Here is a 24636-nt window from a genome sequence, read left to right on the forward strand (position 1 = left end):
CGTCGAATGGATGAGCACCGACCACCGGGCGCGGGAGACGTGGCGATCGTCGGCATGGCCGGCCGCTTCCCCGGCGCGTCCGACGTCGAGACGTTCTGGCGCAACATCAGCACAGGTGTGGAGTCCTTCACCCGGTTCACCGACGAGGAGCTCTCCGCCGCCGGGGTCGACGCCGCGGTCTACCAGCAACCCAACTACGTCCGGCTACGGCCCGTCCTCGACGACGTGCGGGGCTTCGACGCCGGGTTCTTCGGCTACAACCCGCGCGAGGCGACCCTGGCCGACCCGCAGCAGCGCATCTTCCTGGAATGCGTGTGGGAGGCGCTGGAGTCGGCGGGCTACGCCGCCCCCGAGGGCCGCGGCACCGTGGGCGTCTTCGCCGGCATGAACATCAGCGGCTACCTGCTCACCCGCCTGCGGGCCTTCGCGATGGGCATCGACACCTCCGCCCTGATGATCGGCAACGACAAGGACTCGCTGGCCACGAACGTCTCCTTCCGGCTGGACCTCGGCGGGCCGAGCGTCACCGTGCAGACGTTCTGCTCCACGTCCCTGGTGGCGGTGCACCTGGCGAGCGAGAGCCTGCGCCGCGGCGAGTGCGACATGGCGCTGGCCGGGGGCGTGTCCGTGCGCATCCCCGACCGCACCGGCTACCTGTGGGAGGAAGGCGGGCAGGAGTCGCCCGACGGGCACGTGCGGACCTTCGACGCCGAGGGCCGGGGCAGCATGTTCGGCGACGGAGCGGCGGTCGTGGCGCTGAAGCGGCTGTCGGACGCGGTGGCCGACCGCGACACCGTGCTCGCCGTGATCCGCGCCTCGGCCATCAACAACGACGGCGCGATGAAGTTCAGCTACCTGGCGCCCAGCATCGACGGCCAGCGCCGCTGCGTCTCCGCCGCCCTCGCCAAGGCGGGCGTGGACCCGTCCGACATCTCCTACGTCGAGGCGCACGGCACCGCGACCGAGGTCGGCGACCCCATGGAGGTCGCGGCGCTGACCAGGGCCTTCGGGCCGACGAAGGAGAAGCAGTACTGCGTGCTCGGCTCGATCAAGCCCAACGTCGGCCACCTCGACAGGGCGTCCGGCGTGACCGGCCTGATCAAGGTCGTCCAGTCGCTGCGGAACGAGCTGATCCCCGGCACCCTGCACTACCGCTCCCCGAACCCCGAGATCGACTTCGGCGACAGCCCGTTCCGGGTCACCGCCGGCACCACGCCCTGGCGGCGCACCCCCGACCGGCCGCGCATCGCCGGCATCAGCTCGCTCGGCATGGGCGGCACCAACGCGCACGCCATCGTCACCGAGGCGCCCCTGCCCGCCGAGCGCACCACCCGGTCGCGCCGCTGGCAGATCCTGCCGCTGTCGGCGCGGTCCGCCGCCGCCGCCGAGCAGGCGTGCGCCAGGCTCGCCGGGCGGCTGGCGGACGCGCCGGACGACCTCGGCGACGTCGCGTACACGCTGCAGGTCGGCCGCAAGGTCTTCAACCACCGCCGGTTCGTGGTCGCCGGCTCCACCGGCGAGGCCGCCGGGCGGCTCGCCGACCCGGCCGGGCCGCTGGGGCGCAACGACGCGACGACGGGCAGGAAGGTGGGCTTCCTGATCGCCGGGGTGGGCGAGCAGTACCCCGGCATGGTGGCCTCCCTGTACGCCGAGGAGCCCGCCTTCCGCGCCGACGTGGACGAGTGCCTGGCCGTGCTCGGGTTCACCGAGGCCGCGCAGCTGTCCGACGTGTTCGTGCCCGCCGAGCGCGACCGGGCGGCCGGCGACCTGGCCGGGCTGCTGGGCAGGGCCGCTCCCGCGCCGGCGTCCACGACGGACGCCCATCTGGTCCAGCCGGCCATCTTCGTCGCGGAGTACGCGCTGGCGCGGCAGCTGATCCGCTGGGGGCTGACGCCGGAGATCATGATCGGCTACAGCCTCGGCGAGTACGTCGCCGCCTGCCTGGCGGGTGTCATGTCCCTGCCCGACGCGGTGCGGCTGGTCGCCCACCGGGCCAGGCTGATCGCCTCGCAGCCCGAGGGCGCGATGCTCGCGATCTCCGCCGACGAGCGCCGGCTGCGCGTCGTGCTGGGCGAGCCGATCATGCGCGACCTGGACGTGGCGGTGCGCACCGGCTCGCAGGTGGTGCTCGCGGGCCCGGCCGAGACCGTGGAGGCGGCGGCCACGCTGCTGCTGGAGGCGCGGATCGGCCACCGCAGGCTGGAGACCACGCACGCGTACCACTCCCGGATGCTGGCTCCGCTCGCCGAGGAGCTGACCGCCTGGATCAAGGAGAACGTGACGCTGCGCGCGCCCGAGCTGCCCTACGTCAGCAACGTCACCGGCGAGCTCGCCACCGCGGAGCTGGTGGGCGACCCCGGCTACTGGGCCAGGCACATGTGCGAGACGGTCGAGTTCGGCCAGGGGCTCGGCCACGTGCTCGGCGCCGACCTGGCGCTCGCCGAGATCGGCCCCGGGCAGTCGCTGGGCGCGCTGACGCGCGGCCACCCCGGCTGCGACCGCGCCCAGTGGCCGCTGATCGTGACCACCCTGCCGGCCGCCAACGACCCGCAGGACGCCGGCGCGGCGCTGGCCACCGCCGTCGGCAAGCTCTGGCTGACCGGCGTGCCCGTCGACTGGGCCGCGCTGCACGACGACGCGGGCTGGTCGCCCGGCCGGGTGCCGCTGCCGACCTACCCGTTCGAGCACCAGGAGTACTGGCTCGACATCGACGAGAGCGCGCTGGCGAGCGGGACTCCCGCGTTCGACGAGAGCGATCCGACGAGCATCGCCAAGGCGTACCCGAGGCTGCCCGACACCCGCTGGATCCACCTGCCCACCTGGCGACAGACCACGACGCGGCCGGCCCGCGCCGAGGAGGCCGCCCGCTGGCTGGTCTACACCGACGAGGGGTTCGCCGACACGCTGGCCGCGCCGCTGCTGGCCCACCTGGCGGCGCAGGGCCGCGAGGTCGTGCTGGTGCGGCCGGGCGAGCGCTACGAGAGCGGCCCCGACGGCTTCCGGCTGCGCCCCGGCTCACCGGACGACACCCTGACGGCGCTGCGCGAGCTGGCGGGCCGCGACTGGTTCCCCGAGCGGGTCGTGCACCTGTGGACGGCGGACGACGCCGCGCCGCCCCCCGAGGACCCGCCGGCCGAGGAGTGCCTGCGGCGCGGCCTGTACACGCTGGTGGCGCTGGCCCGCGCGGCCGGTGACCTCGGCCTGCCCGGATGGTCGCTGGACATCGTCACGGCGGGCAGCCACCGGGTGCACGCGGGCGAGGCGGTGCACGCCGAGCGCGGCACCCTGCTAGGCCCGACCCGGCTGATCCCGGTGGAGTACCCGAGGGTGCGGACCCGGCTGATCGACCTCGACGCCGGCGGCGGCGCCGCTCTGCTGGCCGAACTGCGGGCCGAGCCCGAGGACCAGGTCGTCGCGCTGCGCGGCGGCCACCGCTGGATCCCCGACTACGAGGCGCTGGACGCCTCGGTGATCGAGGCGGCCGCCCCGGCGGCGAGCGTCCGGCGCGGCGGCGTCTACCTGGTGACCGGCGGTCTCGGCGGCATCGGGCTGGCGATGGCCGAACGGCTGGCCGAGCAGTACCAGGCGCGGCTGGTGCTGCTCGGCCGCACGCCGGTGCCGCCACGCGAGCAGTGGGACGCCATCCTGAGCGCGGAGAGCACCGCGGGCGAGGTCCGCAGGCGCCTGGAGGGCCTGCGCCGTCTGGAGGCGTCCGGCGTCGAGGTGCTCACCGCCGCCGGCGACGTGTCCAAGGTCGAGGACGTGCGCCGCGCGGTCGGCGCCGCGATCGAGCGGTTCGGCGAGCTGAACGGCGTGCTGCACTGCGCCGGGGTGCCCGCGGTCGGGCTCATGCAGTTCAAGACCGTCGCCGACATGGAGCGGGTGCTGGCACCCAAGGTCGGCGGCACCCTCGCCCTGGCGCGGGTGCTGCGCGAGGTGCCGGTGGACTTCCTGGCGCTGTTCTCCTCCACCACCTCGGCCACCGGCGGCGGCGCCGGCCAGGTCGACTACTGCGCGGCCAACGCCTTCCTGGACTCCTTCGCCCTGGCCGGGACCCTGCCCGGCGTGGCGGTCACCTCGATCGACTGGTGCGAGTGGACCTGGAACGGCTGGACCGACGGCCTGGACAACTACGACGAGGGCTCCAAGCAGTACTTCGAGTGGTACCGCGAGAACTTCGGCCTCACCTTCGACCAGGGCTGGCAGACGCTGCTGCGGGTGCTGGCCAGCGGCGAACGGCACGTGGTGGCCTCCACGCAGGACTTCGCCCCGATGGTGGCGATGAGCCGCAAGTCGTCCATCGAGAGCCACCAGGCGACGGTCAAGAAGATCAGGGACGCCTTCGGGCGGCACCCGAGACCCGACCTGTCGACGGCGTACGTGGAGCCGCAGTCGCCCACCGAGGAGACCATCGCCGGTGTCTGGTCCGAGGCGCTCGGCCTGGAGCAGGTCGGCGTGCACGACAACTTCTTCGAGCTGGGCGGCAACTCGCTGCTCGGGATGGAGATCATCGCCGAGGTCAGGCGGGCGCTGGAGCTGTCGTACCTGCCTCCGCACATCCTCTACCAGGCGCCCACCATCGCCTCGCTCGCCGAGGCGGCCCGCGCGGGCCAGGAGTCCGGGGAACCGCCGGCGGAGGAGCGTGAACAGCAGCGATCCCGCATCGCCCAGCGACGCAACATGCTCAGGAGCGGAAGGACCTCATGACTGAAACCGACTACGACTCCGCGGTCGCGCTGATCGGCATGTCCGGCCGCTTCCCCGGCGCCGCGGACGTCGCCGGCCTGTGGCGCAACCTGCTCGCCGGAGTCAAGGGCCTGCGTACGATCACCGACGAGGAGCTGCGGGACGCCGGGGTCGAGCCGGGGATGCTGGCCGACCCGCGCTACGTCCGCGTCGGCGGCCCGCTGGAGGGCCTGGACACCTTCGACGCCACCGTCTTCGGGGTGAACCCGCGCGAGGCCGAGATGATGGACCCGCAGCACCGGTTGTTCCTGGAGTGCTCGTGGGAGGCCCTGGAGAGCGCGGGCTACTGCCCCACCGACGTGCCCGGCCAGGTCGCGGTGTTCGGCGGCTGCGGCTTCCCCGACTACATCGTGCAGAACATCCGCCACCTGTCCGCCCAGCCGGGCGGGGCGCTGCTGGCGGCGATCGGCAACGAGCGCGACTCGCTGGCCTCGCTGGTCTCCTACAAGCTGGGCCTGCGCGGGCCGGCCGTGTCGGTGCAGACGTTCTGCTCCACCTCGCTGGTCTCGGTGCACCTGGCCTGCCAGAGCCTGCTGACGTACGAGTGCGACGTCGCGGTGGCGGGCGGCGCGTTCACGCCGCTCCCCCAGCCGTCCGGCTACCTGTACGAGCAGGGCGGCATCATGTCGCCCGACGGGCGGGTGCGCAGCTTCGACGCCGAGGCGAGCGGCACCGTGATGGGCAGCGGCGCGGGCGCGGTCGCGCTCAAGCGCATGTCCGACGCGCTCGCGGACGGCGACGTCATCCACGCGGTGATCCTCGGCTCGGCGTCCAACAACGACGGCCGGCTGCGGGCCGGCTACACGGCGCCCGGGGTGGACGGGCAGGCCGAGGTGATCGAGTCGGCGCTGGGCGTGGCCGGGGTCAAGCCCGAGACCGTCGGCTACGTCGAGTGCCACGCGACGGGCACCATGCTGGGCGACTCCATCGAGCTGGCGGCGATGAACCGGGTGTTCACCCAGGCCGGCGAGACGCCGTGCGTGCTGGGGTCGGTCAAGCCGAGCCTGGGCCACCTGGATCGCGCCTCCGGCGTCACCGGGCTGATGCGGGCGGCGCTCAGTCTCAAGCACGAGCTGCTGCCCGGCACCCCCGGCTACGAGACGCCGAACCCGGCGCTGGCCACCGCGCACGACCGCTTCACCGTGCTGAAGGAGCACCGGCCCTGGCCCGCGGGCCCGCACCCGCGCCGCGCCGGGGTCAGCTCGTTCGGGCTCGGCGGCACCAACGCGCACGTGGTGCTGGAGCAGGCGCCGCTCCGGCCGGCGCGGCCTCCCCGGCCGGGCCCTCACCTGCTGGTGTTCTCCGCCGCCGACGACGGCGCGCTGACCGCGCTCACCGAGCGGCTCCGCGACCACCTCGGCACCGGTGACGGCGAGGACCTCGCGGACGTGGCGTTCACCCTCCAGGTCTCGCGCGGCGGCTTCGCGCGGCGGCGCGCCGTGGTGTGCCGGGATCGCGAGGACGCCGTCGCCGCGCTCGGCGACCCGGAACGCTGGATCGACGGCAAGACCCAGCGGCGCAACCCCCGGGTGCGGCTGGTCGCGCCGGACTCCGGCGTACCGGAGGAGTGGTGGGCCGAGCTGCACGCGGCGGCCGGCGCGGTGCTGCGCCCGGGTTCTCCCCAGGGCGGGCCGCGGGAGCCGGGACGCGAGGCGGCGCTGGCCGCGCTGGCCGAAGGGCTGCGCGGGATCGGCGTGAACGTGACCGACGACGAGGACGCGGCCGAGACGGTCACCGTCGCGCCCGGCGACTGGGCGGGCGGCGGAGCAAGTGACGGGGCGGGCTACAGGACTGGTGACGGGGTGGGTGCGGCCGGGTGGGTGCTCGGCGCCGTGGCGCGGCTCTGGCAGGCCGGTGCCGCCGTCGACTGGGTCAAGCTGCACGGCGGGGCCGGGCGGCGGGTCGAGCTGCCGACCTATCCGTTCCAGCGCCGCCGGTACTGGGTGAACCCGCCGAAGGACCAGGCGCAGGCCCAGGTGGGCACCGGGAAGACGTTCGACCGGGCGCGGTGGACGTACCTGCCCGGCTGGCGGCAGCGGCCGCTGTCCGTCGCGGGCCTGGACGAGCGGCTGCGCGAGGCGGGCCCGTGGCTGGTGTTCGCGGCCGACCCGCACGGCGAGGCGCTGGTCGGACGGCTGGTCGAGGCCGGGGCCGAGGTGACGACGGTGCGTCCTGGCGACCGGTTCGAGCAGGACGACGCGGGCGACTTCACCGTCAGGATCGGCACCGCCGACGACATCGCCGAGCTGATGTACTCGCTGGTGGCCGCCCCGCGCGCGATCGTGCACGGGTTCAGCCTGGCCGCCGAGGAGGCGGGACCGGACGACGACCCGGTGGCGCACTTCGCCGCCGAGCAGCGGCGCGGCTTCTCCTCGGTGCTGGCGCTGGCCAGGGAGCTGATCGACAACACCGGCTCGGCCCCCCGCGCCGAGCTGGTCCTGCTAACCCCCGAGGCGGTGAGCGTGGCCGGGGCCGACCTGCGCCACCCCGAGCACGCCACGCTGGGGGCGCTCGCGCCCAGCCTCGCCCAGGAGAACCCCCGGCTGCGCTGCCGCGCCGTGGACGTGGGCGGCGGCCTCGACCCGGCGGCGGCCGCGGCCCGCATCCTGGCCGCGGCGGTCTGCCCGTACGAGGGACCGGTCGCGATCCGCGGCGACGACACCTGGGTGCGGCACTACGAGCAGTACCCGATCGAGGCGCCCGAGCCGGACCGGCGGCCGTTCCGCGACGGCGACACGGTGCTCATCACCGGCGGCCTCGGCGACGTCGGCCTGGTCCTGTCCCGGCACCTGGCGAGCGCGTACGGCTGCCGCCTGGTCCTCACCGCCCGCAGCGAACTGCCGCCCAGGGAAGGATGGGACGACCACCTGGCCTCGGCGCCGCCGGGCGACCGGACGGCCCGGCACATCCGCAACATCAGGGACCTGGAGGAACGCGGCGCCACCGTGCTCGCCGTCTCGGCCGACGTGGCCGACGAGGACGCGATGCGGGCCGTCGTCGAGCGGGCCGTCGAGCGTTTCGGCGGCATCGACGTGGCGGTGCACGGCGCGGGCGTGCAGGACGGGGCGTACTTCAACTTCGCCCACCTCATGGACCGGCGGCAGTGCGACGCCCACCTGGCCGCCAAGGTGAACGGGTTCCACGTGCTGCAGAAGGTGCTCGGCGACCACTGCCAGGACCGCCGGATCACGCTGTCGTCGATCGCGGCGGTGCTCGGCGGGATGACGCTCGCGCCGTACGCGGCCGCCAACGCCGCGCTGGACGCGTACGTCCGCGCCACCCGCACCGCGGGCGGGGCGCGGTGGGTCACGGTCGACTGGGACACCTGGAACATCGACCCTGACCGGGTCGAGGGGCACAGCGGCGCGGTCATCGACTTCGCGATGGCCCCCGCCGAGGGCGTGGACGTCTTCGAACGGGCGCTGTCGGCCGCCGACCGCGTCGGGCACCTGGTCATCTCCACCGGCTCGCTGGACAGCAGGATCGCGCAGTGGGTCACCGGCGACATCCACGAGGCCGGCGAGGACCTCGACGACCAGGAGCGCCACCCGCGCCCCGAGCTGAACAACCCCTACGTCGAGCCGCGGGAGGGCACCGAGGCCACGCTCGCCGAGATCTGGTCGCGGGTGCTCGCCATCGAGCCGATCGGGGCCCTGGACAACTTCTTCGAGCTGGGCGGGCACTCCCTGCTGGCGATCGAGCTGACGACCCGCATCCGCAAGACGCTGAACGCGTCGGTGCCGGTGACCGGGCTCCTGGAGTGCCCGACCGTGCGGCAGCTGGCCGAGCTGCTCGACGCCCGCGACGAAGAGGAGTGACCAGGCGATGAACCGTCCCGACCACCTCCGGGCCCTGCAGGGCTTCGTACGGCGGGAGCTGACCGGCAAGGACGCCTACCTCGACTCGCTGGCCGAGGCGCCGCTGCCGCTGTACGAGCGGTTCGGCGGCACCGGGCTGGCCGGCTGGTGGCTGCCCGAGGAGTACGGCGGGCTCGGCCTCGGCCTGGAGGAGAGCGTCAGGATCACCTCCGAGCTGGCCTACGCCGACGCCGGGGTGGCGTTCACCCTGTTCATCCCGGTGCTCACCACGAGCATGGTGCAGTGGTACGGCAGCGAAGAACTGCGCAAGGAACACCTCGGCGGGCTGGCCGGCGGCGGCTTCGCCGCCACGCTGGGCAGCGAGCACGCGGCCGGCAGCGAGCTGGCCAGGATCGGCACGACCGCGCGGCGCGAGGGCGACACCGTGGTGCTGGACGGCCAGAAGGCGTTCTCCACCAACACCGCCTTCGCGCGGTTCCTCGTGGTGATCGCCCGCGCCGCCGACGACCCGTCCGGTTACCTGGCGGTGCTGGTGCCGGGCGACGCGCCCGGCGTGACCGTGGAGAAGCGCTGGGACGTGATCGGGCTGCGCTCCTCGGCGACCTACCAGGTGTCGCTGTCCGGCGTCCGGGTCCCGGCGGGCAACGTCCTGCGCGGGAACGGGCTGCGCCTGCTGGAGATCGGCCTGAACGCCAGCCGCATCCTGATCGCCACGACCGCGCTGGGCATCGCCCGCCGCATCCGCGACGTGTGCATGGAGTACGGCAAGTCCAAGTCGGTGAAGGGCGCCCCGCTGACGGCGAACGCGGTGTTCGCCGGCCGGCTCGGCCAGTTCGAGATGCAGATCGAGGTCATGACCAACCAGTGCCTGGCCGCGGCCCGCGCCTACGACGCCATCGCGGCCCGGCCCGACGCCGGCGAGGAGTTCATGCGGGTGGGCACGCTGAAGTCGGCGCTCACCACGAAGATGTTCTGCGGCCAGACCGGGTGGCAGATCGCCTCGGCGGCGTCGGAGATGTTCGGCGGCCTCGGCTACACCCACGAAGCGGTGATCGGCAAGCTGCTGCGCGACATGAGGTACGTCTCGATCGTGGAGGGCGGCGACGACGTGCTGCGCGACCTGGTCTTCAGCCGGTACGTGGTGCCGGTGTCGAAGCGGTCGTGACCAGCGCCGCGGCGTAGCCGGGAGCGACGTCCAGCCAGCGGACGGGAACCTGGGAGCCGGGGAGGGAACGCGAGAGCGCGCTCCCTCCCCGGCTCTCGGCGCACGTGCCGGCTTCCGGGCGCACGAGGACGTCGCGCAGCCCGGCCAGCCCGGCCCCGCTCGCCTTGACGTACGCCTCCTTGGCCGTCCACAGCCGGAAGTACTCCGCCAGGCTCGCGCCGGGCCCGGCCGCGCACACCTGGGCGGCCTCCTCGGGCTGGTACATCCGCCGCGCCATCTCCAGATGGTCGAAGTCGTCCCGGACGCGCTCCACGTCGACCCCCACCCGGCCGCCCGGCGCCGCCACCGCGATCAGCGCCCACTCCCCGGAGTGGGACAGATTGAAGTCCGGCACTTCCCCGGAGTGGGACAGGTTGAAGTCCGGCACTTCCCCCCAGCCCTCCAGGTTGAAGTCGGGCCCTTCCCCCGAGCCCTTCAGATTGAAGTCGGACCCTCCCTCCGAGCTCCGCAGGCACGGGCGGCCCGACGCGTCGGTGCCGAAGGCGAGCTGTGCGGCGGGCACGCCGCACAGCTCGCCAAGGACCGCGCGCAGGGCCGCGTGCGCGGCCACGTACCGCCGCCGCGCGAGCGGCTCGGCCAGCGCCGCGGCCTTCTCACGCTCGGCGGCGGACAGGCAGTGCCACCATCCCGGCCGCTCCGGACGGTCCACGTTGACCCGCCAGACCCGCGCGCCCACCGCGCCATCTCCGCCCGAACCGGCCTGCCAGACCCGAGCACCACCGGCCGCGACACCTCCGTCCGGGCCGACCTGCCAAGCCGTGGCACCCACGGCCGCAGCGCCTCCGTCCAGACTGGCCTGCCAAGCCGTGGCACCCACGGCCGCAGCGCCTCCATCCGAACCGACCCGCCGGACCCGCGCGCCCGCGGCCGCGCCGCCTCCGTCCGGACCGGCCCGCCAAGCCGTGGCACCCACCGCCGCGACGCCTCCGTCCGAACCGACCTGCCAAGCCGTGGCACCCACGGCCGCAGCGCCTCCGTCCGGACCGACCCGGTGCGCCTTCACACCCACGGTCGCAGTGCCTCCGCCACGATGCCGCGGGTGCGGGCCGCCTGTTCGAAGACCGCGAAGTGGCCGCCGTCGAAGGGGTGCAGGGCGAACTCGTCCGCGGTCTGGTCCCGCCAGGCCGCCACCTTCGCCGGCGCGACCCGCGGGTCGGCGCCGCTCGGCATCGCCGTGATGGGCACGGCCAGCGGCGGTTCGTCCGTGTAGCGGTAGGTCTCCTTGACGGTGAAGTCGGCCTGCACGGCGGGCAGGATCATCTCCAGCGCCCCCGGGTCGGCCAGCAGCCACTCCGGCGTGCCGCCCAGCTTGCGCAGCAGCGCGACCACCTGCGCCCTGGTCATCTCGCGCACCGGCGGCCCGCCCTCGTAGGTGACGTGCGGGGCGTCGGAGCCGGAGACGAACAGGTGCACGGGCTGCGGACCGCCGCGCCGCCTGATCTCCCTGACCAGTTCGAAGGCCACGATGGCGCCCAGGCTGTGCCCGTACAGGGCGTACCTGTGGCCCGCCGCCGACAGGTCGACGTCGGCCAGCACCGCGTCGGCCAGGTCGGAGACCAGCGGCTCCATCCGCAGGTAGGGCGGCTCCTTGTGCCGGCTCTCCCGTCCGGGCGGCTGCACCGGCTGGACCGCGATCCCCGGCAGCTCGCGCTGCCACAGCCGGAACGCCGACGCCGAGCCGCCCGCGTGCGGCAGGCAGTAGAGCGGCAGCGCGCCGGGCTCCGCGCCGGTCAGGGCGCGGAACGGCAGCCAGCTGGTCAGCAGGCCGTCGGTCGTCTCGTCATAGACGGTCATCTCGGTCCCTCACTCGACGATCTCGACTCTCACGTACGCGGGCGGCGGCTGCACCGCGGTCAGGTCGGCCTCCAGCACGACGTGCGCGCCGTCCCTGCTGACCTCGCCGAACCCGGCGAACGCGTACGTGATCTGCATCATGCGGTTGCGGCCGGTCTCCACGAAGTCGGCCCGTACGGCCACGCCCGCGTCCACCGCCAGCCGGAGGATGTGGTTGAGCAGCACCATGCCGACCCCGCGCGACATCACCCGGCACGACATCAGCATCATGCGCAGCCACCAGGCGTCCTCGCCCTTCTCCACCAGGGCCAGGCCGATCTTGCCGTAGCCGCCGAACCTGTCGGTGAGCGAGGCCACCAGGAGCAGGTGGTCCGGCGACTCCCGCAGCGCGTCCAGCTCCTCGTAGGAGTAGGTGCGCCCGGTGGAGTTCAGCTGGTTGGTGCGCACCGTCAGCTCCTCGGCCCGCTGCAGGTCCTCCCTTCTGGCGGGCGCGATGGTGAAGGACATCTCCAGGCCGGCCAGGAACTCCTCGTTCGTGCCGACGAAATCGCCTTCGAGCTCGTCCCTGGCGATCTGGCTGCGGTACATCCCGCGCCGCAACGCCGACTCGTCGGTGACGAAGCGCGGCCGGAACTCCGGCCGCGCCAGCGCCTCGTCGAGCTCCAGGATGTCCACGCAGGTCACCTCGGGGACCCCGTGGGCCACCTCGGCGCGCTCGAACTCCTGGTCGTCGACGAACGCGAAGGCGTCCAGGCCGAGGTTGAGCGCCTTGGCGATGTGCCGGATGGAGTCGGACTTCGGGTTCCAGTTGATCTGCGGATAGAGGAACATCTCCTCCAGCCCGAGGGCACGCAGCTTCTCCATGGCCGCGTCCCTGTCGTTCTTGCTGGCGACGGAGTGCAGGATGCCCATGCGGTCCAGCTCGTGGATCCGCTCGACGACGGCGGGCCGTACGGTGACGTCGCCGTCCTCCAGGAGCACCCCGTTCCACAGGGTGTTGTCGAGGTCCCACACGATGCACTTGATGCGGCCCTGTTTCGGCTTCTCCGGGAGCGGGGCCGCGGCGGTGGCCGCGGTTGTCACGGACATGTCGTCTTCTCCCTTTCCGCCTGGCCGGCGATGGTGATCCGCTGGATCTCGTTGCTGCCCTCGATGATCTCCATCACCTTGGCGTCGCGGTACAGGCGCGCCACCGGGAAGTCCGGGCTGCACCCGTTGGCGCCGTGGATCTGCACGGCCTCGGCCGCGTGCCGGACGGCGGCCGTGGAGGCGAAGTACTTCGCGATCCAGGTGGCCATGAGCGTCGCCGAGTCGCCGGCGTCCTTCAGGCGGCCGGCCTCGGCGAGCAGCAGCCTGGCCGCCCGCGCGTCGGTCACCATGTCGGACAGCTTGGCCTGGATCAGCGGCAGCTCCCGCAGCGCCGAGCCGCCAACCCTGCGGTGCGCGGCGTACGCGGAGGACGCCTCCAGGCACGCCTGGAGGATGCCCACCGACCCCGCGGCCACGCTGTAGCGGCCCAGGTCGAGGGTGCCGGTGAGCACCATGCCGGCGGTGAAGCCGCTCGGGCCGAGCAGCGCGTCCGGCCCGAGCACGACGTCGTCGAAGGAGATCTCCGCCAGCATCGAGGCGCGGGTGCCGAGCATGTCGTCGATGGGCTTGACCCGGACCCCCGGCGCGTCCCTGCTCACCAGGAAGGCGCCGATGCTGGCGGCCGTGCGGGCGAACACCAGGAACAGGTCCGCCCGCTGGCCGCCCGTGGTCCACTTCTTGACCCCGTTGAGCACCCAGCCGCCGCCGGACTCGACGGCGGTCGTGGTGATCGCCGAGGTGTCGCTGCCGGCGCCGGGTTCCGACAGGCAGAACGCGCCGAGCACGTCGCCGCTGCCGAGTGCGGGCGTCCACCGTTCGCGCTGGGCGGCGGTGCCCCACCGCTGCACCGTCCACGCCACCATGGTGTGGACGGTGAGGAGGCTGCGCAGCGAGGAGCAGCCGCGCCCCACCTCCTCGTGCACCTCCCCCAGCGTGACCATGTCCATCCCGGCGCCGCCCGAGCCGGCCGGCAGGAAGGGCGCCCACAGGCCCGCCTCGGCGACCCGTTCGATGAGCTCCTCGGGGACGCGGCCCACCCGGTCGTACGCGTCGGCGTACGGGACGACGTGCGTGTCGACGAACGCGCGGGCCGAACGGCGGTCGGTGACCTGCCCGGCGCCCGTCCCGAGGGCCGGCGCCGGGTCGGTGAGCGTCACGCGGCGGCCAGGTCGGCCGAGAGCTTGGCCACCAGGCTCGCCATCGACTCGGCGGTGCGGAAGTTGTCGATCCGCAGCTCCTCGTTGGGGATGGTGAGCTCGAAGGTCTTCTCCACGAACATCACCAGCTCCATCGCGAACAGCGAGTTGACGAAGCCGAGGGCGAAGATGTCCTGCGATGCGTCGATCTCCGCCTGCGGGTAACGCTCGCGGACGAAGGCGAGGATCTGGTCCTTCGCGGTAGCAGACATGGATATGGCTCCCTTTCAGTTCGTTGACGCGTACGTGTAGAAACCCCTGCCGGACTTGCGGCCGTGCAGCCCCGCGTCCGTCATCTGCTTCAGCAGCGGGCAGGGGCGGTACTTGCTGTCGGCGTAGTGCTCGTAGAGCACCTCGACGCTGTAGAGGATCGTGTCGACGCCGATCAGGTCGGCGGTCTCCAGCGGTCCCATGGGGTGGCCGAAGCAGCCGCGGAACACCTCGTCCACCGACGCGGCGTCCGCCACGCCCTCGTGCACCAGGTAGGCCGCCTCGTTCACGGTGAGCATGAGCACCCGGTTGGAGACGAAGCCGGACGAGTCCTTGACGCGCACGGCCTTCTTGCCCATGGCGCGCAGCAGGTTCTCGGTGCGCTCGATCGTCTCCGGCGAGGTGTGGAAGCCGGGGATCAGCTCCACGACCGGCTTGGCCGGCACCGGGTTCATGAAGTGCACGCCGATCACCCTGTCGGGGCGGCCGGTGACGGCGGCGACCTTGGTGATCGGGATGGCGGAGGTGTTGACCACGAAGACGGTGCCGGGGCCGCACTCGGCGTCGAGCGTCTCGTACACCTCCCGCTTGACGTCCCAGTTCTCCGTCACGTTCTCGATGACGATCTCCGCCTTGGCCGCGCCGGCGGCGCCGACGGCGGTGGTGATCCTGGACAGCACCTCGTCGGGGTCCAGGGCGGGACCGCCCATGAGGCGGCTCATCCGGGTGTTGCGCGTGATGGCCGCCAGCGCGGCGGCGAGCGTCTTCTCGTCCTTGTCGACGAGCACGACGTCGTGCCCCGTCGCGGCGAGGTTCTGGGCGACGCCGACTCCCATGACGCCGGCGCCGATCACCCCGGTCACAGTCATGTCATCTCCGTTCTGCTCATCGTTTCGCTCCTTGGGTCCGGTGGTCAGCGGCGTCTGCGGGCGGCCGAGGCCTCCAGGCCCGAACGCCGCAGCTGGGCCCGCACCTGGCTGCCGCCGTCGGAGGCGGCCGTGGCCGCGCCCGAGACGAGCGCGTCGACGGTGCGGCTCAGCGCGGCCACGGTCGGCGCCTCGTAGAGGATGTGCGGCGGCAGCTCCGGCAGCTCGAACGCGCGCCGGACCGCGGCCACGATGGCGACGCCGAGCAGCGAGTTGCCGCCCAGTTCGAAGTAGTTGTCCAGCACGCCGACCTGGTCGAGCCGGAGCGACTCGCCCCAGATCGCGGCGATGGCCTCCTCGGTGGCCCCGTCGGGCTCCTGGTAGGACGTGACCAGCTCGGGCCGGGGATGGCGCTCGCCGCCGCCGCCGATGGCGGGAGAGGTGACCGCCTCCAGGGTGAAGCGGGAACTGCCGGACACCAGCGTGGGGAAGTCCTGCGTGGACACGACGACCCGCGGCTCGCCGGTCGCCAGCGCCCGCAGCAGCGAACGCCAGCCGTCGGCGAACCCGATCCCGACGCGGGCCCGGTTCTTCCTGAAGAAGTCGCGCAGCGCCTCCTCGTACCCGTCGAGCCCGGCCTCCCAGGCGTTCCACGTCCACTCGCCCCAGCCGACGGACACCACCCGGCGCCCGGTCGCGGCGAGACGGCAGGCGTAGCCGTCCAGGAAGGCGTTGGCGGCGCAGTAGTCCACCTGGCCGGGGCCGCCGCCGGTGGCGGAGGTGATGGAGGAGAACAGCACCAGGAGGTCCAGCTCGACCTCGTCCGGCCGGCCGACGCGCAGCGCCTCGGCCAGCGCCAGCGTTCCGCCGATCTTGGGGGCGAGCACCTCGTCCAGCTCTTCGGGCCGTTTGAACTGCATCAGTCCCATGGCCGGGACGCCGGCGGCGTGCAGCACGCCGTGCAGCACGCCGAAGCGCTCGGTCGCCGCCTCGACGGCCCGGCGCACGTCCCGGGCGCTCGCGGCGTCGCCGGTGACGACCTCGACCTCCGCTCCCAGCGCGACCAGCTCGGTCACCTGCCGCACCCTGTCCCGGGTGACCTCGTCCGCGGGGCGTTCGCCGGACAGGACGGCGGGCCAGTCGGCTCGCGGTGGCAGGCCGCGCCTGGCCAGCAGCACGAGCTTGGCCCCGTAGTCACGGGCCAGGTGCCCGGCCAGGCCGAGCGCGATGCCGCCCAGCCCGCCGGTGATCAGGTAGACGCCTCCCCGGCGCAGCCCGGTGACGTCGGCGGCCGGGCCGGCGGGGAGCGGCGGGGCGGGCATGCGGGCGTAGTCGGGGACGTAGCGGCGGCCGTGGCGCAGCGCCACCGTGCGGTCCTCCTGCGGGCGGGCCAGCTCGGCGGCCAGACCGCTGAGGTCACGCGCGGACGGGCCCGCCGGGAGGTCAATCAGGCGGGTGGTCACTCCTGGGTACTCCAGCGGGATCACCAGGGACGGCCCGAGCAGCGTGGCGCCGGCGGGATGGGCCACCTCCTGGCCCAGCACCTGCTGGGTCCCGGATACGGCCACGTCGAGCGACCATTCACCGATACCGGACTCACCGGCCGCCCGGGCAAGCGCGACAAGCGTGTGCAGACCGTACGCAATGTCGGTGTCGCGGACGCCGGTGTCCTGGACGCCGGGCTCGTGCGTCGCAGGCTCCAGGTTCCACAGGTGCAGGACCCGCTCCAGGGGCCGTCCTGCGGTGCGCAGGTCGCGCAGTACGGCGAGCATGTCGGCGACGTGGCCCGGCCTGACCGTGTGGCCGTCGGCGGTGGCCGCGTACGCCTCGCCCGGGCGGACCGGCGTGACGGCGGCGCCGGTCCCGCGCAGGGCCGCCAGCACCTCGTCGGCGAGCCCGTCGCGGGTGAAGACCAGCCACGAGCCGGGCGTCCGCTCCACCGGGGCGGGCGGCGCCGTCTGCCGCCACACGGGCAGGTAGAGCCACTCGTCCTCGGGCAGCTTGGGCAGGCTGGTGATGGCCTCGAACAGGTCCTCAGGCTCGGCCGCCCCCCGGTCGATCTCACGCCGGGCGGGCGGGTCGATCCAGTAGCGCTGCCGCTGGAACGGATACGTGGGCAGCGGGATCCGCCCGGGCAGCCCCGCGAGGTCGGCGCCCTCGACGCGCCCGTGATAGGCGTCCCAGTCGACGGTGACGCCGCCGAGCCAGAGCCGGGCGAGGCAGTCCGCCAGCGCCTCGTCGCCCGGCCTGGCGTCGCTCGCGGCGGGCAGCGTGTGGGTGATCAGGGGCCAGCGCTCCGCCGGGCAGCCACCCGCGCGCACCAGCGCGCCCAGCGACTGTCCGGGGCCGATCTCGACCAGGGCGAGCTCCGGCTCGGCCAGCAGCGTCTCGATCCCGTCCTGGAACCGTACGGTCGCGCACATGTGCCTGGCCCAGTAACCGGGGTCGCACACCAGCTCGGCGTCGGCCAGGGCGCCGGTCACGTTCGAGACGTACGGGAGAGCGGGCGGGTTGAGCGTGACCTCGGCCTTGATCCACTGGGTCAGCTCGTCGCCCAGCGGCTCCAGCATGCGGGAGTGGAACGCGTGGGTGGTCTCCAGCGGGCGGCACGCGATCCCGGCCCTCCGCAGGTCCGCGGCCAGCGACTCGACCGCGTCCACCGGCCCGGCGACGACGACCGTCCCTGGGCCGTTCACGGCGCCGACGTCGAGCCCGCGCTCCTCCAGCCGGAAACGCCGGCGCACGGCGTCCGCCGGGAGCGACACCGCCAGCATGGCGCCCGGCGGCAGCCCCGAGATCAGCCGCGCCCGGTGCGTCACCAGGGCGATGGCGTCGGGCAGCGACAGGACTCCCGCGAGGCAGGCGGCGACGTACTCGCCGAGGCTGTAACCCAGCATGATCGCGGGCTGCAGACCCCAGGACATCAGGGTGCGCGCCAACGCGTACTCGACGGCGAACAGCGCGGGCTGCACCACTTCAGTGCGCTGCAGCGCCGCGTTCCGCCCTTCCCTACCAGCGGACGCCCGATCCCCGAACGTGCCGTTCGAGCCCTCCCCGCCGGCCGGCGACCGGTTCGTGAGCGCGCCGTTCGGGCTTGCCCCGCCGGTGGGCGTACGGCCGAGCAAGGTGGCCAGGTCGGCGCCCGCCTCGCGGTCGCCGGTCAGGAGGTCGGCGAGGCCGGCGTCGCCGAGGTGGTTCTCCAGCAGCGCCAGGCACTCGTCCAGCGCGGCGCGGAAGGCGGGTTCGTGCCGGTAGAGGTCACCGGCCAGGCCGGGGTACTGCTCGCCGACACCCGCCAGCAGGAAGCCCGTCCGGCGGCCCTGCACGGTCTCCACCCGGCCCAGCAGTCCTTCCCGGCGCGACCCGGTGAGGACGGCCGCGGCGGCGGCGCCGTCGGCGGCGACCAGCGCCCGCCGGTGCTCGAACGTCTTGCGCCCGGCCTGGAGCGTGTAGGCCACGTCGGCCAGCCGCGCACCCGGCTCGGCGGCCAGGTGCTCGCCGAGCCGCCGCACCGCGGCGTCGGCCGCGGGGGCGTTGCGGGCCGAGACGGGCAGCACCTGGTAGCGGCGGGCCGACGGCCCCGGATCGGGCCGGCGGGGCGGCTCCTCGATGACCATGTGCACGTTGGTGCCTCCCATGCCCAGGGAGTTGAGGCCCGCGATGCGCGGGCGTCCGTCGCGGGTGCGCCACGGGGACAGCTCGGCGTTGACGTAGAACGGGCTGTCGTCGAAGTCGATGTCAGGGTTGGGGCTGGTGTAGTGCAGGCTGGGCGGGATCACGCCCTCGCGGGCCGCGAGCGACGTCTTGATCAGGCCGCTCGCGCCGGCCGCCCGGTCCAGGTGCCCGACGTTGGTCTTCACCGACCCGATGGGGCAGTACCCCTTGTCCCTGGTGGGGCCGAAGGCGCGGGTCAGCGCGGCCACCTCGATCGGGTCGCCCAGCTCGGTGGCCGTGCCGTGCGCCTCGACGTAGCTGATGTCCTCGCCGGTGACGCCCGCGTCGGCCATCGCGTCGGCGATCACCCGGGCCTGGCCGACGACGCTGGGCGCGGTGTAGCCGACCTTGAGCGCGCCGTCGTTGTTCATGGCGGAGCCGCGGATCACCGCCCAGATGTGGTCGCCGTCGCGCACCGCGTCGGGCAGCCGCTTGAGCAGCACGGCCGCCGCGCCGTCGCCGAACATGCTGCCCCTGGCGCGGGCGTCGAAGGCGCGCACGTGCCCGTCCGGCGACTCCTGCCCGCCGGGGCCGAACAGGTGGCCCACCCGGTCGGGCACCCGGATCGAGACGCCGCCCGCCAGCGCCAGCTCGCACTCGCCGTCGCGCAGGCTCCGCACCGCCAGGTGGGCGGCGACCAGTGAGGTGGAGCAGAAGGTCTGTACGGCCACGCTCGGGCCGTACAGGTCGAGCAGGTACGAGACGGTCGTGGTCAGGGCGTCCTTGTCGTTGCCCATGATGACCTCGAAGTCGCTGACCTCCTGCTGGCCGCCGCCGAGCAGGTGGTCGGTCATCCGCAGCAGGTAGGTGCTGATGTTGGCGCCGCCGAACACGCCGACGCGGCCCCGGTGCTCGGGCGCGGCGTACCCGGCCTGCTCCAGCGCCTCCCAGCACACCTCCAGGAAGGCGCGCTGCTGCGGATCGTTGATCGCGGCCATCCGGGGGCTCATGCCGAAGAAGGACGCGTCGAAGCCGCTGATGTCGTCCAGCACCGGCCGGGCGGGCACGTACGCCGGGTCCTTGATCTGCTCCGGGTCGGCCCCGGCGGCGAGCAGTTCCTCCTCGGAGAAGAACGTGATGGACTCGACGCCTTCGCGCAGGTTGCGCCAGAACTGGCCGACGTCGGACGCGCCCGGGAAGCGGCCGGCCATGCCGACGATCGCGATCCGCCGGTCGTCGGCGGGCTCGCCCGCGTCGCGGGGAGGCGCCTCGGCGACGCGGAGCGCGGGCCGGGCGGCGGCCGGCTTGTTCGCGCCGCGCTCGTCGAGGATCGCCGCCAGGGTGGCCACGGTCGGCGCCTCGAACAGCGAGACGGTCGGCACCGCGACGCCGAACCGCTTCTTCACCAGCGCGAGCATCTGGAGCGCGACCAGCGAATTGCCGCCCAGGTCGAAGAAGTTGTCCCGGGTGCCCACCGGCTCGACGCCGAGCACCTCCGACCACAGGCCGGCCAGGTCGCGTTCCACCGGGGACAGCGGCGGAGTGTAGGGCTGGGGCAGTTCCGGGCGGGGAAACCGGTCGCCGCTCCCCGCACCCGTTTCCGGGCCGGCGAAGTCGGCGGGCATGGCGTGCGGCAGCCGGTCGTCCAGGCCGCCCGCGGCCACCACGAGGCTGGGCCGGGCGGCGGCCAGCAGCTCGTCGAAGGCGGCGAGCGCCTGCTCGGCGGTCATGGAGTGGGCGGCCATCGCCGCGCCGAGGCCGCCTTCCACCCGGCCGAGGGTGACCGACCAGGTGTCCCAGGCGGCGCTCAGCCATCGGGTGCGGCGGGAGTGGTTGCGGCGGCCGATCGCGGTCAGCGCGGCGTTGGCGGCCGCGTAGCTCGCGAAGGCGATGCCGCCCAGCACGGCGGAGGTGGACGAGAACAGCAGGCAGAAGCCGGGCGCCCGGTCGGCGGGCAGCTCGTCCAGCACCCGCTCCAGGACCAGCGCGCCGCCCACCTTGGCGGCGAAGTGCCGCTCGACGGCTTCGGCGTCCAGGTCGCGCAGCGGGCGGAAGGTGTCCTGGCCGGTGTCGGCGGCGGCGTGCACCACGCCGTCCACCCGCACGTCGCCGTCGAGTATCGCGCGCATGGCGGCGGCGTCCGTCACGTCGACCAGCGGGGTGAGCACCTCGGCGCCCAGCTCCCGCAACCGGCGCACCCCCTCCCGGCGGGGGTCGCCGTCCTCCTCGGGCACCCCGCCCCGGCTCGTCAGAATCAGCCTCCCCGCACCGGCCCGGACCAGGTGCTCGGCCACGAGCAACCCCACGTCCCCGAGCCCACCGGTGATCAGATACGCCCCACCCCGGCGAACCGTGAACCCGCCCTGGCTGGGCTCCGACGCGAACCCCGCGCCGACCTCCGCGGCTGCGCGCGAGGGCGCTGTAGCGGGCCCAGTCGACCGCGCGGCCGCCTGCCCGGGCTCTCCGAAAGCCTGGGCGGGGACTTCCGGAGCCTGGGCGGGGATCTCGGGGGTGAAGGTGCGGATCAGGCGGTGGCCGTCGCGGTAGGCGGTGAAGACCTCGCCGGAGGGGCGGCGGATCTCGGCGGCGAGGGCGGCGGCGAGCTCGGCGGGGGACGCCGCCGGGTCGAGGTCCACGGCGGCGCAGTCGAGGTTCAGGTACTCCTGGTTGCCGACCATCGGCAGGGCAGCGGCGGCGGCCTGGGCGGGGTGGGGCACCTCGCCCTCCGTGACGGCCTGGCCGCCCGAGGTGGCCAGGATGATCCGGGCCCCGCCGCCGGAGTCGCCCCAGGCGTCGAGCAGGCGGGCCAGGGGCGGCAGCTCGTCGCGGCCGTCGGCGGAGGGATCTTCCCTGTCGAGGATGCGCAGGTCCACCAGGACGGTGGGGGCGCCATCGGCCAGCCGTCCCGCCAGCTCGGCATGGCAGGCCGCCGACCCGGGGTCAATGGCGTAACCGTCCGGCGTCTCGGCGAAGGCGTCCGACGAGGTGACGGTCACCACGTCGAGCCCGTCGGCGTCGAGCGTACGGGCCAGAACCCCGGCCACCTCGGCGCGGCCCGCCAGCAGCACGCAGCGGGCAACCGGCACGGACGGGGGCGGCGACTCCGGCGCGGCCGTCCACCGCGCGGCCATCAACCGCACATGCGGCTCGGACCCATCGCCGGAGACAGCACCTCTGACGACGCCCGAAGCGGCACCGGAGAGGACGCCCGACGCGGTGCCGGAGGAAACACCAAGGACGCCCGAGGCGGGATCGGCGGCGGTGCGTGTGGCGGCACCAGGGACGACGGTGTGCGGGGTGGCGGGGCGGTCGGCAGCGGGTGGGTCGACCCAGTAGCGGAGGCGCTGGAAGGGGTAGGTGGGGAGGCCGACCTTGGCGACCGGCCGGTCCTGACGGTAGCCGGCCCAGTCGACCGGCACGCCCGCCAGCCAGAGCCGCCCCACGGCCTCGGCCAGCACGGCGGTGGCCGGGCGCGGGTCCTGGGCTCCCGGCAGCGTGCCGACGACCAGCGGCCAGCGCTCGCGGGCGCAGTCGCGGTGCCCCCGGGCCATCGCGCCGAGCGACTGGCCGGGCCCGATCTCCAGCAGCGCCGCCTCGTCCTCCTCCCGCAGCAGGGTGGCCAGCACGGCGTCGAACTGGACCGGCGCGCACATGTGCTCGGCCCAGTAGGCAGGGTCGGTGACCTGCTCGGCGGTGGCCAGGGTGCCGGTCACGTTGGACACGTACGGCACGCGCGGCGCGCGCAGCGTCACGTTCTCCGCGATCCACGCCGTGAGCGGCTCGCGGAGAGGCTCCATCATGGCCGAGTGGAAGGCGTGCGTGGTGGCCAGCGGCCGGCACGGCACCGCGTCGGCCTCCAGCAGGGCCCGCACGGCCGCCATGGCGTGCGGTTCGCCCGCCAGCACGGTCAGCTCGGGACCGCTCACGGCGGCGACGTCCACGCCGGCGATCCCGGCCCGCGCCAGGCGCTCGCGGGCCTCGGCGGCCGACAGCGGGACGGCGCTCATCGAGCCTTCGGGCAGCGCGCCGATGAGCCGCGCGCGGTGCGCCACCAGGGCCAGCGCCGACTCCGGCGACAGCACCCCGGCCAGGCACGCGGCGACGTACTCCCCGAGGCTGTAGCCGGCCAGGATGGCGGGCCGGACGCCCCACGACTGCACGAGGGTGGCGAGCGCGTACTCGACCGCGAACAGCGCGGGCTGGAGCACGGCGGTCGGGGTCGCCGCGGCGGCCGGGCCGCGGCCGAGCAGCGCGCCCAGACCGCCGGCCTCGGCGCGCGGGGCCAGCATCTCGGCGAGCGGGTCGGTCCCGCCCATCAGGCCCCGCAGGACGGTGCGGCACTCGTCGAGCGCCTTACGGAAGACGGGCTCGGTGCGGTACAGCTCGGCGGCCATGCCCGGGTACTGCTCGCCGGTCCCGGCGATGAGGAAGGCGACGGGCCGGTCGGCGCGGCTCTCCGTCCGGCCCAGCACCGCCCCGTCGCGGAGGCCTTCGGCGGCCTCGGCGGTGGACGAGGCCACCAGCATCCTGCGGTGGCCGAAGACCTGCCGCCCGCTCTGCAGCGTGTGGGCCACGTCGGCGAGGCGCGTCCCGCCGAGCGGCCCGGCGAGGTGCGCGGCGAGGCGTTCGGTCATCTCGTCGGCGGCGGCGGCCGTGCGGGCCGACCACACCAGCGGCTCGGGGCGCGGCTCCTCCTCCGTCCTCGGGACCAGCGGCGCCTCCTCCAGCACGACGTGCGCGTTGGTGCCGCCGATGCCGAACGCGCTCACCCCGGCCCGGCGGATGTGTCCCGACTCGCGCGGCCAGGCGCGCCGCCGGGTGACCACCTCCAGCCGGGCGTCACCGGCGCCGAGCTGCTGGTTGGGCTCGGTGAGGTTGAGTGTCGGGGGGATCTCGTCGTTGCGCAGCGCGAGCGCCGCCTTGATCAGGTTGGTGACCCCGGCGGCCCGGTCGAGGTGGCCGAGATTGGTCTTGACCGAGCCGATCAGCAGCGACTGCCCGTGGAAGACCTGCTGGAGCGCGGCCAGCTCGGCGGCGTCGCCGAGCGCCGTGCCGGTGCCGTGCGCCTCGACGTAGTCGATGTCGGCGGCCGTCAGGTCGGCGCTCGCCAGCGCCTCGGCCATCACGGCGGCCTGGCCCTGCACGCCGGGCGCGGTGAACCCGGCCTTGCGACCGGCGTCGTTGTTGACCGCCCAGCCGCGCATGACGGCGTAGATCTGGTCGCCGTCGGCGAGCGCGTCCTCCAGCCTGCGCAGCGCGACCACGCCGACGCCGCTGCCGAGCGGGGCGCCGAGTCCGGTCGCGTCGAAGGCGCGGCACTCGCCGTCCGGCGGGGAGATGCCGCCCTGCTGGTAGAGGTAGCCGACGCGCTGCGGCACGCTGACCGCGACGCCTCCGGCCAGGGCGAGGTCGCACTCGAAGCCGGCCAGGCTGGTGGCGGCGGCGCAGACGGCAACCAGCGACGTCGAGCAGTAGCTCTGCACGCCGTAGGTCGGACCGGACAGCCCCAGCGTGTGCGCCACGCGGGTGGTCAGCGAGTCCTTGTCGTTGGCGAGCCCGAGCGCGAGGTCGCCCATGACCGCGCCGATGCCGCTGGGCAGCAGGTTGTTCTGCATGTACGAGCTGTGCGCGCAGCCGCCGAAGACCCCGATCGAGCCGTCGAAGCGCCGGGGGTCGCAGCCCGCGTCCTCCAGGGCCGCGTGGCTGTGCTCCAGGAACAGCCGGTGCTGCGGGTCGAGGATCTGCGCCTCCTTCGGGCTGAACCCGAAGAAGGCCGCGTCGAACAGCTCGACGTCCTCGATCACCGGCGCGGCCTTCACGTACGCGGGGTCGGCCAGCAGGTCGTCGGGGACGCCGGCGGCGCGCAGCTCGTCGTCGGTGAAGCGGGTGATCCCGGACACGCCGGCCCGGATGGCGGACCACAGCTCGGCGACGTCGGACGCCCCCGGGAAGCGGCCCGACATGCCGACGATGGCGATGTCGGTACCGGAGCTCTCGGCCTCGATGTCGTCGATCACGTCTGCGGACCTCATTTCCGG

General features: G+C 74.1%; 10 protein-coding genes. 3 read left to right on the top strand and 7 right to left on the bottom strand.

Going from position 1 to position 24636, the window contains the following annotated elements:
* The first annotated feature begins 6 nt into the window (after positions 1-6).
* Genes ABD999_RS40480 through ABD999_RS40490 form a run of 3 tightly spaced genes read left to right on the top strand, consistent with a single transcriptional unit; the run spans position 7 to position 9729 of the window.
* Complete coding sequence (locus ABD999_RS40480; protein WP_271279842.1) at positions 7-4707, top strand: type I polyketide synthase; 4701 nt, start codon at positions 7-9, stop codon at positions 4705-4707.
* Positions 4704-8564, top strand: coding sequence for an SDR family NAD(P)-dependent oxidoreductase (locus tag ABD999_RS40485; RefSeq protein WP_271279843.1), 3861 nt, complete (start codon positions 4704-4706; stop codon positions 8562-8564). The genes ABD999_RS40480 and ABD999_RS40485 overlap by 4 nt, the downstream gene beginning before the upstream one ends.
* 7 nt (positions 8565-8571) lie before the next feature.
* Positions 8572-9729, top strand: a complete 1158-nt coding sequence (locus tag ABD999_RS40490) for an acyl-CoA dehydrogenase family protein (protein ID WP_219547799.1) — start codon at positions 8572-8574, stop codon at positions 9727-9729.
* Here the strand turns inward: ABD999_RS40490 and ABD999_RS40495 are convergent.
* The 7 genes from ABD999_RS40495 to ABD999_RS40525 all read right to left on the bottom strand — a co-directional run bounded on the left by ABD999_RS40495 (position 9692) and on the right by ABD999_RS40525 (position 24630).
* On the bottom strand, positions 9692-10558 hold the full coding sequence (locus ABD999_RS40495) for a 4'-phosphopantetheinyl transferase family protein (protein WP_345483184.1): 867 nt from the start codon (positions 10556-10558) through the stop codon (positions 9692-9694). The two genes, ABD999_RS40490 and ABD999_RS40495, sit on opposite strands and share 38 nt — an antisense overlap.
* Before the next feature lie 230 nt (positions 10559-10788).
* On the bottom strand, positions 10789-11583 hold the full coding sequence (locus tag ABD999_RS40500) for a thioesterase II family protein (protein WP_219547797.1): 795 nt from the start codon (positions 11581-11583) through the stop codon (positions 10789-10791).
* A gap of 9 nt (positions 11584-11592) precedes the next feature.
* A complete protein-coding gene (locus ABD999_RS40505) occupies positions 11593-12672 on the bottom strand; it encodes an HAD-IIIC family phosphatase (protein ID WP_148030051.1) in 1080 nt (359 codons plus the stop codon).
* Positions 12663-13829 (bottom strand): acyl-CoA dehydrogenase family protein, encoded by a 1167-nt coding sequence (locus tag ABD999_RS40510; protein ID WP_271279922.1) that lies wholly within the window; start codon positions 13827-13829, stop codon positions 12663-12665. Before ABD999_RS40510 ends, ABD999_RS40505 begins: the two co-directional genes overlap by 10 nt.
* Entirely contained in the window at positions 13826-14080 is a 255-nt protein-coding gene (locus ABD999_RS40515; protein ID WP_148030049.1) for an acyl carrier protein, read from the bottom strand. Before ABD999_RS40515 ends, ABD999_RS40510 begins: the two co-directional genes overlap by 4 nt.
* A gap of 15 nt (positions 14081-14095) precedes the next feature.
* Positions 14096-14947: a 3-hydroxyacyl-CoA dehydrogenase family protein gene (locus tag ABD999_RS40520; protein ID WP_271279923.1), complete on the bottom strand. Its 852-nt coding sequence runs from the start codon at positions 14945-14947 to the stop codon at positions 14096-14098.
* 44 nt (positions 14948-14991) lie between these two features.
* Entirely contained in the window at positions 14992-24630 is a 9639-nt protein-coding gene (locus ABD999_RS40525) for a type I polyketide synthase (RefSeq protein ID WP_345483186.1), read from the bottom strand.
* Positions 24631-24636 lie beyond the last annotated feature (6 nt).

The sequence above is a fragment of the Nonomuraea ferruginea genome (assembly GCF_039540635.1).
In the GTDB taxonomy this organism is placed as follows: Bacteria; Actinomycetota; Actinomycetes; order Streptosporangiales; family Streptosporangiaceae; genus Nonomuraea; species Nonomuraea ferruginea.

Excerpts from the sequence above, each read along its gene's own strand:
- ABD999_RS40480 (WP_271279842.1), top strand. The coding sequence starts at position 7 with ATGGATGAGCACCGACCACCGGGCGCGGGAGACGTGGCGATCGTCGGC.
- ABD999_RS40485 (WP_271279843.1), top strand. The coding sequence starts at position 4,704 with ATGACTGAAACCGACTACGACTCCGCGGTCGCGCTGATCGGCATGTCC.
- ABD999_RS40490 (WP_219547799.1), top strand. The coding sequence starts at position 8,572 with ATGAACCGTCCCGACCACCTCCGGGCCCTGCAGGGCTTCGTACGGCGG.
- ABD999_RS40500 (WP_219547797.1), bottom strand. The coding sequence starts at position 11,583 with ATGACCGTCTATGACGAGACGACCGACGGCCTGCTGACCAGCTGGCTG.
- ABD999_RS40505 (WP_148030051.1), bottom strand. The coding sequence starts at position 12,672 with ATGTCCGTGACAACCGCGGCCACCGCCGCGGCCCCGCTCCCGGAGAAG.
- ABD999_RS40515 (WP_148030049.1), bottom strand. The coding sequence starts at position 14,080 with ATGTCTGCTACCGCGAAGGACCAGATCCTCGCCTTCGTCCGCGAGCGT.
- ABD999_RS40520 (WP_271279923.1), bottom strand. The coding sequence starts at position 14,947 with ATGACTGTGACCGGGGTGATCGGCGCCGGCGTCATGGGAGTCGGCGTC.
- ABD999_RS40525 (WP_345483186.1), bottom strand. The coding sequence starts at position 24,630 with ATGAGGTCCGCAGACGTGATCGACGACATCGAGGCCGAGAGCTCCGGT.